Origin of the sequence: Candidimonas nitroreducens (genome assembly GCF_002209565.1) — a bacterium.
Lineage (GTDB): Bacteria > Pseudomonadota > Gammaproteobacteria > Burkholderiales > Burkholderiaceae_B > Candidimonas > Candidimonas nitroreducens.
In genome coordinates, this window is record NZ_NJIH01000007.1 from 85,133 (window position 1) to 98,271 (window position 13,139).

The following is a 13,139-nucleotide window of genomic DNA, read 5'->3' on the forward strand; positions in this document are numbered from 1 at the left end:
TGCAATCATCACGGTCGTGAATCCGGAATACACAGCATGATCCCCAATACGCTTACCATCGCCGGCGTCGATCCTTCGGGCGGCGCCGGAATACTGGCCGACGTGAAGACCATGAGCGCGTTGGGCGCCTATGGCATGGCCGTCATCGCCGCCCTCACGGCCCAGAATACGCAAGCGGTCACCGGCATCTCGCCGGTGCCGCCCGATTTCGTCGCGCAGCAGATCGACACCCTGTTCGCCGACGTGCGCGTGGACGCGGTCAAGATCGGCATGCTGGGCCAGCAGGCAGTGACCCGCCGCGTGGCCGAGCGCATGGCGCACTGGCGCCCGGCGCACCTGGTGCTGGATCCGGTAATGGTCGCCAAGAGCGGCGACCATCTGCTGGAGCGCAGCGCCGTGCGCGAGCTGCGCGACAGCCTGCTGCCCCTGGCCACCGTGGTCACGCCCAACCTGCCCGAGGCCGGCGTGCTGCTGGAGTGCAGCCCGGCCCAGAATCTGAAGGAAATGCGCCGCATGGCGGAGCGGCTGCGCCGCCTGTTGAGCGACGACGGCCAGCGCTGGGTATTCCTCAAGGGCGGCCATCTGCCGGGCAACGACACGGTGGACGTGCTGCACGACGGCGACCGCCTGATCGAACTGCCCGGGCGGCGCATCGACACGCCCAATACCCACGGCACCGGCTGCACCCTGTCGGCCGCGCTGGCCGCCCTGCTGCCGCAAAGCGCCGACGTGCCCGAGGCGGCGCGCCGCGCCAAGGCCTACCTGGAAGCGGCGATCGCCGCGTCCGGCACGCTGCAAGTGGGTTCCGGGCACGGGCCGGTACAACATTTCCACCAGTGGTGGCGGCCGGCCGCCTGAGGCGTGCAGGCTTCCGGGGCAAAAATTGCAACGAATCAGTACAATACCCTATTGTTTTCAGCACCCAGCCAGCCATGAACATAAGCTCCCCTCCCGAGATCGAACACGCCCGCTTCAATATGGTCGAGCAGCAGATACGGCCGTGGGACGTGCTCGACGAACGTGTGCTGCAGGCACTGTTCTCGGTGCCGCGCGAGCGCTACGTGCCGCCCGCCATGCAGGCCCTGGCCTTCTCCGACCTGGAAATCCCGCTGGAGGTCAATTCGGTCAACACGCGCGAAACCATGCTCAGCCCCAAGGTCGAGGCGCGCCTGGCCCAGGAATTGCAGCTCAAGCCCAGCGACTGCGTGCTGGAAATCGGCACGGGCTCGGGCTACCAGGCGGCGCTGCTGGGCCAGCTGGCCCAGCAGATCACCAGCATCGAGATCAACAGCCGCCTGTCGGCGTTCGCGCAGCAGAACCTGCAGCGCAACCACGTCAGCAATGTCAAGGTGGAAACGGGTGACGCCCACGCCGGCTGGGGCACCACCGAATACGACGCAATCCTGGTCACCGGCTCGGTGCCGACCGTGCCCGACGCCCTCAAGTATCAGCTGCGCATCGGCGGGCGCATGGTGGTGGTAGTGGGCCAGCAGCCCGTCATGACGGCCTGCCGCATCACCCGCACCAGCGCCGCCAGCTTCGACACCACCTGCCTGTTCGACACCGTCATCAAGCCCCTGCGCGGCGTCTCGGTCTCGAAGTTCAAGTTCTAGGCTGCAGTCCTCGGGAAAGCTGGCCGTGCGGCGCAATGCCGCCTGCCCGCAACAGGGCCGGCTTCATGCCTTCAGGCGGGTGAACTGGCTGCGAGGCAGCAAACGCCTGAAATCCGCGTCGAAACTGACCACATGCTCACCCTGGTGAATGGCCGCAGCGGCCAGCCAGGCGTCCGGCACAGCGTTGGCAGAAAGATTCTTTTCCGTGCACAGTTGACGCAGGCACGCCCATTCTCCGCCCAGTTCGGCCTGCTCCACGCCAGGAGCCTCCAATAGCGCGTCCATGAATTGCAGTGCCTCGGACATGGGCGTAGGTTGCACAAATATCTTCGGATGCGTCACCAGCCTGAGGAAGCTTGCTATCACCATGGGCTGCAGACTCAATGGCATTCCCCGGCCGGCATCGGCAACGGCCTGCTCCAGCCACAAGCGCGCGGGCGCATGATGAGGATGGTCGCTGCGCGACGCGGCAACCAGGATATTGACGTCAGGAGTCACGATCAGCCGCGTCCAGCAGCGCTTTGTTGCTCAGGCCGTCGAGCCCCGGCATCAGGCCGCCTTTGCCCTGGTGGATCGGCAGGCGCACGGGCCTGGCCGGCAGCCGCCGCCTGCGCAGACGCAACTGCAGCCCTTCCTCGATCAGGCGAGTCAGTGTAGTGCGCTGTTGCGCGGCCAGCGCCTTGGCCTCGGTGAGCAAAGAGTCATTCAGGTCGAGAGTGGTTTTCATGATCGGCCATATGGATACAGATTTCTGTATTCATATTAGGCCTACAGCTCTTCAGGTGCAAGCGGACATTTCACGAGCTATAAAACCGGCCATTTCTATTTGCTCCCGACAGCGGACATTCTTGTCCAAAGGGCGTGCCCTGCGAGGGCGCCCCTCTGGGGACGAACAGGCCTAGCCGCGGATCTTGCGCACCAGCGCGGTGGTGGAGCGCTCGTATTCGAAGGGTATGGCCACCGCGCGGCCGCCCCAGCTTTGCACGCTGGCCGTCTCGGGCAGGCTCTGCATGTCGTAGTCGCCGCCCTTGACGATGACGTCGGGCCGCAGCTGTTCGATCAGGGCCTGGGGCGTGTCTTCGTCGAAGCTGGTCACCACGGTCACGCAAGCCAGCGCCGCCAGCAGCGCGGCGCGATCCGGCAGGCTGTTCAGCGGGCGCTCGGGGCCCTTGCCCAGGCGCCGGGCCGATGCGTCGGTATTGACCGCCACCACCAGCGTGGCGCCCAGCTGCGCGGCGGCGTCCAGGTAGGTGGCATGGCCGCGATGCAGGATGTCGAAGACGCCATTGGTGAAGATCAGCGGCCGCGGCAGGCTGCCGTTGCGCACCGCGGCCACGCAGGCCTCGCGGCTAAGCACTTTGGATTCGAAACGCGCCGGCATGGTGTGGGGATACTTATGTCTCGGAATGAAAAACGGCAGGAGGCAAACGCCCGGGTATCGATGCGGAACACGGGCCGGGCCCGCGCCTGGGGCCTGCCTCAGGCCAGCGCCGGCGCTTCGCGCAGCAGGCTCTTGCGATAGCGGTTCAGATCCTGCACGGTATCGAAGGTGCTGTCCATCAGCAACGACAGATTGTGCAGTATGCGCGAACTGACCTTGTTTTCCCACACGTTGTCGAAGCAGATCTGGTTGTCCAGCCAGTTCTCGAGCCAGCCCGGCGTGGGCAGCCGGCACTGCACGGTGTCATCGGGATACAGGCTCTTGTTGACGTGCAGATTGGTCGGATGCAGCGCCTGGGGAGTGCGGTGCGCCGAGGCCATCAGCACGCCGATCTTGGAAAAAGCCAGCCGCGCCTGCCGCGCCCAATCGCTGCCGCGGCTTACCAGCGCACGCTTCATGTAGCGCAGGTAGGCACCCGCGTGGCGCGCCTCGTCCTGCGAAATAATGCGGTAGATGGCCTTGATGACGGGCTCGGTATGCCATTCCGAGGCGCGCCGGTACCAATGATTCAGCCGTACCTCGCCGCAGAAGTGCAGCATCAGGGTTTCCAGCGCCGGCGCCGGGTCGAAGTCGAAGCGCACCTTGTGCAATTCTTCTTCGGAAGGCACCAGTTCGGGGCGGAAGCGCCGCAGGTATTCGATCAGAGCCAGGGAATGCTTCTGTTCCTCGAAGAACCAGATCGACATGAAGGCGCAGAAATCGCTGTCGCCGCGGTTGTCGCGCAGGAACATTTCGGTGGCGGGCAGCGCCGCCCATTCCGTAATGGCATTCATCTTGATGGTGTAGGCCTGCTCGTCCGACAGCTTGGCGGCGTCGAAATCGTCCCAGGGAATATCGGTGTCCATATTCCAGCGCACCGCTTCCATCGATTTGAACAATTCAGGATATAGCATGGGATCCCCCCTTTAATTCAGCCGTGGCGGCCCGCCGGCCCGGCGTACTGCAGTTGTCGTTCCATCGGACGGCGCTGCATCGGGCCGCTACCGTCGGGCGGGCGCCCCGCTGGGCAGCGCTGCGTCGGCCGGCGCTCCCGGCGCCTCGATTAGAACCGAGTTATTGGTCAATATGATGTCCGCCCATACCGCAAGAGGGCTTATTTATACAGATTCACAGGCGAAAAGACGGCCGTGCCGTCCCCTCCGCCCTGCGGCTTGCAGCTTCCGCGGCTTCCTTCCATGGCTGCGCGGCCCGGCCCCGGACAAGCCCGCCCCTGAGCCGCAAGCGTGCATCAGTGGCGTGTCAGTGCCCAGATGGCCACCCCCACCGCCGCGGCCAGCACCGCCGCCAGCGTGGTCAGCAGGCGATTGGTGTGTTCCTGAGCGCGCCGCATGCGCTGCAGCTCGTCGTGCATCTGCGGCTCTATATAGGGACGCATCAAATTGGCATGCACCAGGCGCGGCAGCTGCGGCAGCATCTGCACCCATTGCCCCGCCTCTTGCTCGACGCGCTGGCGCAGACCCGACAAGCCGACCCGCTGGCGCATCCATTTTTCCAGATAGGGCTTGGCGGTCTTCCAGAGATCGAGGTCGGGGTCGAGATCGCGCCCCATGCCCTCGACGTTCAGCAGCGTCTTCTGCAACAGCACCAGCTGCGGCTGGATCTCGACGTTGAAACGGCGCGAGGTCTGGAACAGCCGCAATAATACCTGCCCGAGCGATATTTCGGCCAGCGGCCGGTCGAAATAAGGTTCGCAGACCGCCCGCACCGCCCCCTCGAGCTCTTCCTCGCGGGTCTGCGGCGGCACCCAGCCCGACTCGATGTGCAGCTGCGCCACACGCCGGTAGTCGCGCCGGAAGAAGGCCAGGAAATTCTGCGCCAGATAGTTCTTGTCGAACTCGGACAACGAGCCGACGATGCCGAAATCCAGGGCAATATAGCGTCCGAGCGTCTCGGGCTGATCCGACACATAAATATTGCCCGGATGCATGTCGGCATGGAAGAAGCCGTCGGTGAAGACCTGCATGAAGAAGATCTCTACGCCGGTGCGCGCCAGCAGACGGATATCGACACCGGCCGCATGCAGGCGATCCATCTGGCTGACCGGTATGCCGTACATGCGCTCCATGGTGAAGACCGTAGTGGCGCAATATTCCCAGATGACCTCGGGCACCATCAGCAGGTTCTCGCGCCCCGTGCCCGGCCCGAAATTGCGCCGCAGCTGGCTGCAGTTGGACGCCTCGCGGATCAGGTCGAGCTCGTCGTGCAGGTATTTGTCGAATTCGGCCACCACCTCGCGCGGCTTGAGGCGTCGGCCGTCGGGCACCAGGCGCTCGACCAGCCCCGCCAGCGCGCGCAGCAGCGTCAGATCTTTCTCGATTACAGCCAGCATGCCCGGGCGCAGCACCTTGACCGCCACCTTGCGGCCATCGTGCAGCTCGGCGAAATGCACCTGGGCGATAGAGGCCGAGGCCACCGGATCGGTCTCGAAATGCGCGAACAACACATGCGGCGAAGCCCCCAGCGCCGCCTCTATGCTGGCTGCGGCCTGCTCGGAAGGAAACGGCGGCACCTTGTCCTGCAGGCGCGCCAGCTCGGTGGCCACGTCGTGCGGAATCAGGTCGCGGCGGGTGGACAGCACCTGGCCGAACTTGACGAAGATAGGCCCGAGGGATTCCAGCGCCAGGCGCAGGCGCACGCCGCGCGGCGTGCGCGGCGGCCGGCCGAAGCGCACGATGCGCAACAGCCCGTGAGCCAGCGGATGCTTGATGCTGGAGAGCAGCAGCTCGTCGAGCCGATAACGCAGCCCCACGAAGATGATGCGTACCAGGCGCAACAGCGTCAGCATGGCCTAGAGCCTGTCTGTGCTAAAAGAAGTGCCGCACTGGCGGGCACGCGACTCGAGCCCGGCGGCACGCCGTTCCAGCCCGTCGAGCGTGGCCTGCATGCGCGCCAGGTCATCGCGCCATTGCTCGTATTCGGGGCGCCCGAGCAGGCTGCGGCTTTCTTCGGTCAGATATTCGCCCACATTGCCGGCCAGGCGCTCGCCGGCCCGGCGCACGCCACGACGCAATATGCGCGCGCCGCCCAGCAGGCGCAGCGCGGCCACGTCGCCCACCAGGTTCGCCAGCTCGGCTTCGACGTCCCAGCGCAGGTCGCGCGCCAGCTCGGAAACCAGCTGCGCCAGCCCGGCATCGCCCTGCACATGCAGCAGCGCCGCGATCTCGTCGGGCTGGCCGCTGCGCAGGGCCGCGGCCAGCCGCCCCAGGCGATCCGCCGCAACGGTAAGCGTGACGTCCGGCACGACAGCCGGATCGGACGCCGTCACATAGCCATCGGCCTGTATCGACAGGCTTGCCGCATAGCGGCCCGCGATAAAGCGCACCGTCTTGCCGGAGTGGCGAGCCAGGCGATCCCGCGCCCATTCTTCGCGCCGCAGCAACTGCTTGAGCGCACGCGCAGCGACCACGGCGGGGGCCAGAAATGAGGGAATCGGGAACATACGGAACTGGCCGCGAACGCGGCGGAAGTATTCGGAAATAAATGGGCGAAGCTTAGAGTTTAACGGTTTTGCGGCGCAAGAGGGCGCGGGCCTGCGTGCGCAAACAGGGCCCCGCATCGGCGGAGCAAGCACCCGAGGGCGGCCGCGCAAAAAAACCCGGACGCAAGCCCGGGTTTGGAAAAGCCCCAGGAGAGAACGATCCTGGAGCGTGCTCAATCGATATGCCTTAGCTGGCGTATTCCAGGGGAATTTGCTGGATGCCGGCCAGCAGCCAGCCGCTTTCGCCGCCCTTGTACAGGTTCCAGACCTCTTCGAAGCGGAATGCCTCGGCGTCGGTCGACTCGCGCAGCATGCCCGAGTAGCGCACGCTGGCCAGATGGCCGCCGGACACAGACTCGATACCGAGCAGTTCGGCGTTGAGCAGCACCACTTCGGTGCTGGTGGTGCCGCTGCGCGCCAGGATCTGCGGCTTGAGTTCGGCGACCAGGTCGTCGGTGAGGTACTCGCGCAGCTTGTTGACGTCGCCGCTGTCCCAGATGGCCTGGATTTCTATGAAGCGCGCCTTGGCCTGGCTGAGGAATGCCGCGGTGTCGAAGTCGCCGGGTATGAACCAGCTGGAATCGGCCGGCGCCGACGGTGCCGAAGCGCCCGCGCCAGTGCCGGCCGCGGCGGCCGGCGCCGCGGCTTGGCGCTGCAGCGTAGAAGAAGGAGGAGGAGCCGAGCCCGCGGCGCCCTGCCTGGACAGCGTGGCGGCCGGCTGCATGCCGCGCAGGCGGCGCACGATATACATGATGCCGAACAGCACGATGCCGATGAGCACCAGGCTGGAAATCATTTCAAGAAAGGCGCCGGACAGCCCCAGGTGCGACAGCAGCGCGGCAATGCCCAGGCCCGCGGCTATGCCGGCGATGGGGCCCAGCCAGCGCGACATGCCGCTTTTTGCGGCTGCGCCGGCTGCGGCGCCGGTAGCGCCCGCCGCTGCGGGCGCGGCCGCCCTGGGCGTGGTCGTGCTGGCCGCCGGAGGCGTGACGGCCTGGCGCTTCTGGGTGATGTTGGCCGACTGGCGGCCAAAGCTGCTGCCGCCGCCCATGCGGCGGGCCTCGGCCTCGGAAGAGACGGAAAGCATTGCCAACGCCGATACGATCAGCATAGCGAAGGCAAATAGCCTGGAAATCCGGAGGGACATGAAAATGCTCCTGTGGCGCCGGGTTGGCCGGCTAGAGTATTGATACGCTTGCGGCAAAGCATAGCATAAAACTTACATTAAGCTGAACAATCAAAAAGGCCCCGGCCTCGCGGCCGTAGCTTCTCTGCCACTATTCTCTGCCACTAGTACTTATTACGGAGAAGCCGGGGGCTGTTACCGAGGAGTCGGGGGACTATTACTGAGAAGTCGAGGACGCCTATGGCGGGGTGCCTCTGGCGCCGAGTCGAGCCAAGGCTGCGCCGGCTCCGCCTCAAAAACGGCGCCCGTAGCCTAGTGCCGGTCAGCCCAGGTTGACACCCTCGTGCAGGGCCACCAGGCCGGCCGCAAGATTGAAGTAGCGTACCTGCGACAGGCCAGCGGTCTCGAGCATGCCGGCCAGGGTGGCCTGATCGGGATGCATGCGTATGGATTCGGCCAGATAGCGGTAGCTGGCCTCGTCGCCGGCCACCTTTTTGCCCAGCCACGGCAGGATATTGAAGGAATACCAGTCGTAGGCCGGTGCCAGGGGCTTGGCGATGCGCGAGAATTCCAGCACCAGCAGCTTGCCGCCGGGCCTGAGCACGCGGCGCATCTCGGCCAGGGCCTGTTCTTTGTGGGTCATGTTGCGCAGGCCGAAGGCCACGCTGACGCGGTCGAAGTACCCCGTGGGGAACGGCAGCCGTTCGGCGTCGCAGACCGCCACGGGCACCAGCAGGCCGCGGTCGAGCAGGCGGTCGCGCCCCACGCGCAGCATCGAATCGTTGATGTCGGTGAGCCACACCTCGCCGCTGGGGCCGGCGCGCTTGGCGAAGGCCCGGGCCAGGTCGCCGGTGCCGCCGGCGATGTCCAGCACTTTCATGCCGGGGCGCACGTCGGCGCGGCCTATGGTGAAGGCCTTCCAGAGCCGGTGCATGCCGCCGGACATGAGGTCGTTCATGAGATCGTAGCGGCTGGCCACGGAATGGAAAACCTGCGCCACCTTGGCCGCCTTGTCGGCTTCCCTGACGGTTTCGTAACCGAAATGGGTGGTCGTCTCGGGCGGCGTTTGCGCGGGGTCTGGGCGGGTGTTCGACATACCGGTTATGGTAACTCATCCGTAACGCATCAATGTTCACAAACCTGCAACATTGGCGTCATATGATGGCGCTCGTCGTAAGCGAGGCAAGCGCGGCTTGCTATATTATTTCAGGTGCCATGAATTCCACGATACTGGTCGTAGAAGACGAACCCGCCATCCAGGAGCTGATCGCCGTGAACCTGGGCTTCGCGGGCCACAAGGTTCTGCGCGCGCTCGACGCCGAGCAGGCGCAAACACTGATACAGGCGGAACTGCCCGACCTGATCCTGCTGGACTGGATGCTGCCGGGCGCCTCGGGCATCGCCCTGGCTCGCAAACTGCGCGGCGACGAACGCACCCGCGCGGTGCCCATCATCATGCTGACCGCCAAGGGCGCGGAACAGGACAAGCTCGAAGGCCTGGAAGCCGGCGCCGACGACTACATCACCAAACCCTTCTCGCCCAAAGAGCTGCTGGCGCGCATCAAGGCGGTGCTGCGCCGGCGCGCGCCGCAGCTCACCGACGACGTGGTGCGCCTGGGCACGCTGTCGCTGGATCCGGCCACGCACCGCGTCATGGGCGGCGACCGGGTGCTGGCCATCGGCCCCACCGAATTCCGCCTGCTGCATTTCTTCATGACGCACACTGAACGTGTGTTCTCGCGCGGCCAGCTGCTGGATCAGGTCTGGGGCGACCACGTCTTCGTCGAGGAGCGCACGGTCGACGTGCACATCCGGCGCCTGCGCAAGGCCCTGGAGCCCAGCGGCCACGACCGCCATATCGAGACCGTGCGCGGCACGGGCTACCGCTGCACCGTGTATGGCGCCGCCCCCGAATAAACCCGTGCACCGGCACCTCGCGGCCGGCGAGCTGGCCAGGCGCTGGTGGCCGGTGGCCGCCTGGGCGGCGTTCAGCTGTGCCGTGGGCGCCTGGGCCCGGCCGCTGCTGGGCTGGCAGGTGTTTGGCTGCGGCCTGCTGCTGGCGGCGCTGGCCGGCGGCCTGCGCCTGGCGCGGGTGGCCCGCTGGGCGCAAAATACCGAGGCCCCCCTGCCCGTGTCCATAGGCCCCTGGGACGACGCGCTTGCGCCGGTCTATCGCAAGCTGCGCAAGAACGCGCTCGAGGCCAACCACATGCAGCAACAGCTCGATCAGCTCATGCTGGCCGCGCAGGCCCTGCCCGACGGCGCCATTGCGCTGAACGACGCCATGCAGCTCATCTGGAGCAACCGCACCGCCTGCGAGCACCTGGGCCTGGATCCCGAACGGGACAAGAATGCCAGCATTTTCCATATACTGCGCTCGCCCGATTTTGCCGCCTATGCCCGGCAGGAAAGCTGGCCTACCCCGCTGCTGCTGCACCACCAGAGCGGCGGCCACGACAAGGCGCTGCAGGTACAGATGGCGCCCTACGGGGTGGGCCAGTTCCTGGTCGTGACCCGCGACGTGACCCAGGTCGAGAAGCTCGAGACCACGCGCAAGGACTTCGTGGCCAATGTGTCTCACGAACTGCGTACGCCGCTGACCGTGCTGTCCGGCTTCCTGGAAACCCTGCGCGAAATGCCCGAAGGCGCGATCAGCGACGAGCAGGAAGCCCATTATCTGCAGCTCATGTACGAGCAGGCGCGGCGCATGGAGGCCATCGTCAGCGATCTGCTGACGCTCTCCACGCTGGAGTCTTCACCGGCCGCGGAAGGCACGCCGGTGCGGGTCGCCCTGCTGGTGCACAACGCGCTGCAGCAGGCCAAGGCGCTGTCCAACGGCGAACACGTCTTCGTCGAGAAGGTCGACGACGGCTTGGGCTTGCGCGGCACGGAAACCGAGCTGGCCTCGGCCATTTCCAATCTGTTGACCAACGCCGTGCGCTACACGCCCAAGGGCGGCACCATTACCGCCAGCTGGTACGCCACCGAGGACGGCCGCGCCTGCTACAGCGTGCAGGACACCGGCATAGGCATCGCGCAGGAAGACATTCCGCGCTTGACGGAACGTTTCTATCGCGTGGATCGGGGCCGCTCGCGCGGCACCGGCGGCACCGGCCTGGGCCTGGCTATTACCAAGCACGTCGCCATGCGGCACCAGGCGGAGTTCTCGATCCGCAGCCGCCACGGCGAGGGCAGCCTGTTCTCGCTGCACTTCCCCGCCGCGCGCGTGCTGCGCCGGCTGCCCGAGACGGCCGCGTAGCGCTCGGCAAACATGCTAAAACTGCAGTATGCGCCCGCGGCGCGGGCGGCCCGCCCCGGCAGCCCAGGTTCCGCCGGCGCGGACAATGCGTGACCATTCCACACTGCGCCCAATTGCGCCAGGAGCGAATCGAAATGGCCTCGGCCAGCCTATCCGACACGCCGCCGCGGGACTGGAAGATCGTTCCGCAGGGAGACCGCTGCCTGATACTGCGGTTCGGCTCCGGCATCGACCCGGCCGTCAGCCGGCGCTGCATCGCCGCCGCCGCGGCGCTGCGCGCGGCAGGGCTGGAAGGGGTGCGCGACATCGTGCCCACCTACAACAGCGTGGCGGTGCATCATCACCCCGGCGCCGACGCACGGCAGGCCCGGGCTCTGGAGCGGGCAATCGACCAGCGGCTGCAGCAGGTTTTCGGCGGCGGATTCGAGCCGCCCGCGGCCAGGCAGGTAGACATCGCGGTCTGCTACGGCGGCGCATACGGCCCCGACCTGCCGCAGGTGGCCGAGCATTGCGGCCTGAACGAGGCCGAGGTCGTGCGCCTGCACAGCGCCGCCACGGTACAAGTGCTGATGCTGGGCTTTGCCGCCGGCGCACCGTATCTGGGCCTGATCGACCCGCGCCTGGACATTCCGCGGCGCAGCTCGCCCCGCGTTTCGCTGCCGGCGGGCTCGGTGGCCATCGCCAACCGGCAGACCATGATCTATCCCGAATCCTCGCCGGGCGGCTGGCACATCATAGGCGCCAGCAGCGTCACGCTGTTCGACCCGCACGCCGAGCCGCCCACGCTGCTGGCACCCGGCGACAGCGTGCGCTTCGTGCCGGTGTCGGAACAGGAATTCCTTGCGGCCCAGGAGCGGCGGCGATGAACAGCATGGTGTCCCCCGCCCGCCCTCGCCTTCGCGTCCGCCTACTCTGCTACGCCCGGTCGTGCCTGCGCACCCGGCCCATGCCAATCTTCCACGGCCGCTCCGAGAACACGCGCCGCGGCAAGCCGAGGGCCGCCTCATGTCCCTGACCGTGCTCGCCCCGGGGCTGCTTTCGAGCTTCCAGGATCTGGGCCGCTACGGCCAGCAGCACCTGGGCGTGCCGGTGGGCGGCGCCATGGACGAGCGCGCCCACCGGCTCGCCAATCTGCTGGCCGGCAACACCGAAAGCGAAGCCACACTGGAAATCACCCTGCTCGGCCCGCGGTTGCGCATCGACGCGCCCTGCTGCCTGGCGGTGTGCGGCGCCGATCTGCAGGCAACGCTGGACGGACGCCCCGTACCCGTCAACCGCCCCATCATCGCGCGCAGCGGCGAGGTGCTGAAATTCGGCGCCCGCAAATCGGGCGCGCGCGCCTATCTGGCGGTGCACGGCGGTTTCGCGCTGGAGCCCGTGCTGGGCAGCTGCAGCACCAATCTGCGCGGACGCTATGGCGGCTATCAAGGCCGCGCCCTGGCAGTGGGCGACATCGTTCGCCTGAACCGCGGCCTGGCGGGAGCGGCGCTGGATGAGCTGGCCCAGGAACTCTGGAACCTGCGCATCTACCTGCCGGCCAGCCTGGGGGCCCCCGCCCGGCCGCGGCTGCGCGCGCTGCGCGGCGAGCACGCCCAGCTGTTCAAGGCCGCAGCCCTGCGCAATCTTTACTCGGCGCCCTACCGCATCAGCCCGCAGTCCGAGCGCATGGGGTATCGGCTGCAGGGCCCGAAGCTCGAGCTGCAGCGGCCGCAACAATTGCTCTCCGAGGCCACCTGCTTCGGCACGGTGCAGGTGCCTGCCGAGGGACAGCCCATCGTACTCATGGCCGATCGGCAGACCACCGGCGGCTATCCCAAGATCGCCCATGTGGCCAGTGTCGATCTGCCGCAGCTCGCCCAATGCCTGCCGGGCGACAGTGTGGGCTTCGAGGAAATCGACATAGCCGCCGCGCAGCGCCTGGACGCGCAGCGCGTAGCGGCCTTCGCGCGCCTGAGCCAGGCGCTGGCGCCGCTGCGCGCATTGCTGGAATCCGCCCATGGCGGTGCCGCAGCCGATGCAAGAGCCCCTGCCGCAGCCGATGCCGGAACTGGAGGCGCTGGCGGCAACGCCGGCGCCACTGAGCCTTCCAGCACGGAAGCAGGCCCAGACCATGTATAGAACTAGAGCAAGCTTGGCTCAAGTGTTTACCGGGTTTTCGTGGCGCTTGCCTGATGCAATGCTTCGAAGCATGTAAGTACCTGAACTGAAAATGCCCTAGCATG

The 13,139-nt window shown here is 66.7% G+C and carries 14 protein-coding genes; 6 read left to right on the forward strand and 8 right to left on the reverse strand.

All coding sequences use genetic code 11. From position 1 onward, the window contains the following. Nucleotides 1-36: 36 nt before the first annotated feature. Nucleotides 37-858, forward strand: coding sequence for a bifunctional hydroxymethylpyrimidine kinase/phosphomethylpyrimidine kinase (thiD, locus tag CEY11_RS12500; protein ID WP_088603744.1), 822 nt, complete (start codon nt 37-39; stop codon nt 856-858). Nucleotides 859-932: 74 nt separating this feature from the next. Further along, a complete protein-coding gene (locus CEY11_RS12505) occupies nt 933-1,613 on the forward strand; it encodes a protein-L-isoaspartate O-methyltransferase family protein (RefSeq protein WP_088603745.1) in 681 nt (226 codons plus the stop codon). 63 nt (nt 1,614-1,676) lie between these two features. Here CEY11_RS12505 and CEY11_RS12510 read toward each other — a convergent pair whose 3' ends face one another. The 8 genes from CEY11_RS12510 to ubiE form a co-directional block, all read right to left on the reverse strand. Further along, nucleotides 1,677-2,111, reverse strand: coding sequence for a TA system VapC family ribonuclease toxin (locus CEY11_RS12510; protein ID WP_088603746.1), 435 nt, complete (start codon nt 2,109-2,111; stop codon nt 1,677-1,679). After that, entirely contained in the window at nt 2,101-2,340 is a 240-nt protein-coding gene (locus CEY11_RS12515; protein WP_088603747.1) for a DUF2191 domain-containing protein, read from the reverse strand. Before CEY11_RS12515 ends, CEY11_RS12510 begins: the two co-directional genes overlap by 11 nt. Before the next feature lie 171 nt (nt 2,341-2,511). Continuing rightward, entirely contained in the window at nt 2,512-2,994 is a 483-nt protein-coding gene (locus CEY11_RS12520) for an adenylyltransferase/cytidyltransferase family protein (RefSeq protein WP_088603748.1), read from the reverse strand. Nucleotides 2,995-3,092: 98 nt separating this feature from the next. Beyond that, nucleotides 3,093-3,947 (reverse strand): ferritin-like domain-containing protein, encoded by an 855-nt coding sequence (locus CEY11_RS12525; RefSeq protein ID WP_088603749.1) that lies wholly within the window; start codon nt 3,945-3,947, stop codon nt 3,093-3,095. Between the two features lie 335 nt (nt 3,948-4,282). Beyond that, the gene (ubiB, locus tag CEY11_RS12530) at nt 4,283-5,839 is read right to left on the reverse strand and encodes a ubiquinone biosynthesis regulatory protein kinase UbiB (protein WP_088603750.1); all 1,557 of its coding nucleotides are present in this window, start codon (nt 5,837-5,839) and stop codon (nt 4,283-4,285) included. Nucleotides 5,840-5,842: 3 nt separating this feature from the next. Beyond that, nucleotides 5,843-6,493 (reverse strand): ubiquinone biosynthesis accessory factor UbiJ, encoded by a 651-nt coding sequence (locus tag CEY11_RS12535; RefSeq protein WP_088603751.1) that lies wholly within the window; start codon nt 6,491-6,493, stop codon nt 5,843-5,845. Between the two features lie 226 nt (nt 6,494-6,719). Further along, nucleotides 6,720-7,679: a Tim44 domain-containing protein gene (locus tag CEY11_RS12540; RefSeq protein ID WP_088603752.1), complete on the reverse strand. Its 960-nt coding sequence runs from the start codon at nt 7,677-7,679 to the stop codon at nt 6,720-6,722. A gap of 301 nt (nt 7,680-7,980) precedes the next feature. Next, nucleotides 7,981-8,754: a bifunctional demethylmenaquinone methyltransferase/2-methoxy-6-polyprenyl-1,4-benzoquinol methylase UbiE gene (ubiE, locus tag CEY11_RS12545; protein WP_088603753.1), complete on the reverse strand. Its 774-nt coding sequence runs from the start codon at nt 8,752-8,754 to the stop codon at nt 7,981-7,983. 119 nt (nt 8,755-8,873) lie between these two features. Here ubiE and phoB point away from each other — a divergent pair, with 119 nt between their 5' ends. The 4 genes from phoB to CEY11_RS12565 all read left to right on the forward strand — a co-directional run bounded on the left by phoB (nt 8,874) and on the right by CEY11_RS12565 (nt 13,035). Further along, the gene (phoB, locus tag CEY11_RS12550) at nt 8,874-9,575 is read left to right on the forward strand and encodes a phosphate regulon transcriptional regulator PhoB (protein WP_088604016.1); all 702 of its coding nucleotides are present in this window, start codon (nt 8,874-8,876) and stop codon (nt 9,573-9,575) included. 4 nt (nt 9,576-9,579) lie between these two features. Beyond that, nucleotides 9,580-10,917, forward strand: a complete 1,338-nt coding sequence (phoR, locus tag CEY11_RS12555) for a phosphate regulon sensor histidine kinase PhoR (protein WP_233154860.1) — start codon at nt 9,580-9,582, stop codon at nt 10,915-10,917. A 134-nt stretch (nt 10,918-11,051) separates the two neighbouring features. Next, nucleotides 11,052-11,783: a 5-oxoprolinase subunit PxpB gene (gene pxpB, locus CEY11_RS12560; protein ID WP_088603755.1), complete on the forward strand. Its 732-nt coding sequence runs from the start codon at nt 11,052-11,054 to the stop codon at nt 11,781-11,783. A 139-nt stretch (nt 11,784-11,922) separates the two neighbouring features. Beyond that, the gene (locus CEY11_RS12565) at nt 11,923-13,035 is read left to right on the forward strand and encodes a 5-oxoprolinase subunit C family protein (RefSeq protein WP_088603756.1); all 1,113 of its coding nucleotides are present in this window, start codon (nt 11,923-11,925) and stop codon (nt 13,033-13,035) included. The last annotated feature ends 104 nt before the right edge of the window (nt 13,036-13,139 follow it).

What these genes read in the sequence shown, in the direction of transcription:
- thiD (WP_088603744.1), top strand. Translation starts at nt 37, where the DNA reads ATGATCCCCAATACGCTTACCATCGCCGGCGTCGATCCTTCGGGCGGC.
- CEY11_RS12505 (WP_088603745.1), top strand. Translation starts at nt 933, where the DNA reads ATGAACATAAGCTCCCCTCCCGAGATCGAACACGCCCGCTTCAATATG.
- CEY11_RS12515 (WP_088603747.1), bottom strand. Translation starts at nt 2,340, where the DNA reads ATGAAAACCACTCTCGACCTGAATGACTCTTTGCTCACCGAGGCCAAG.
- CEY11_RS12520 (WP_088603748.1), bottom strand. Translation starts at nt 2,994, where the DNA reads ATGCCGGCGCGTTTCGAATCCAAAGTGCTTAGCCGCGAGGCCTGCGTG.
- CEY11_RS12525 (WP_088603749.1), bottom strand. Translation starts at nt 3,947, where the DNA reads ATGCTATATCCTGAATTGTTCAAATCGATGGAAGCGGTGCGCTGGAAT.
- ubiB (WP_088603750.1), bottom strand. Translation starts at nt 5,839, where the DNA reads ATGCTGACGCTGTTGCGCCTGGTACGCATCATCTTCGTGGGGCTGCGT.
- CEY11_RS12535 (WP_088603751.1), bottom strand. Translation starts at nt 6,493, where the DNA reads ATGTTCCCGATTCCCTCATTTCTGGCCCCCGCCGTGGTCGCTGCGCGT.
- CEY11_RS12540 (WP_088603752.1), bottom strand. Translation starts at nt 7,679, where the DNA reads ATGTCCCTCCGGATTTCCAGGCTATTTGCCTTCGCTATGCTGATCGTA.
- ubiE (WP_088603753.1), bottom strand. Translation starts at nt 8,754, where the DNA reads ATGTCGAACACCCGCCCAGACCCCGCGCAAACGCCGCCCGAGACGACC.
- phoB (WP_088604016.1), top strand. Translation starts at nt 8,874, where the DNA reads ATGAATTCCACGATACTGGTCGTAGAAGACGAACCCGCCATCCAGGAG.
- pxpB (WP_088603755.1), top strand. Translation starts at nt 11,052, where the DNA reads ATGGCCTCGGCCAGCCTATCCGACACGCCGCCGCGGGACTGGAAGATC.
- CEY11_RS12565 (WP_088603756.1), top strand. Translation starts at nt 11,923, where the DNA reads ATGTCCCTGACCGTGCTCGCCCCGGGGCTGCTTTCGAGCTTCCAGGAT.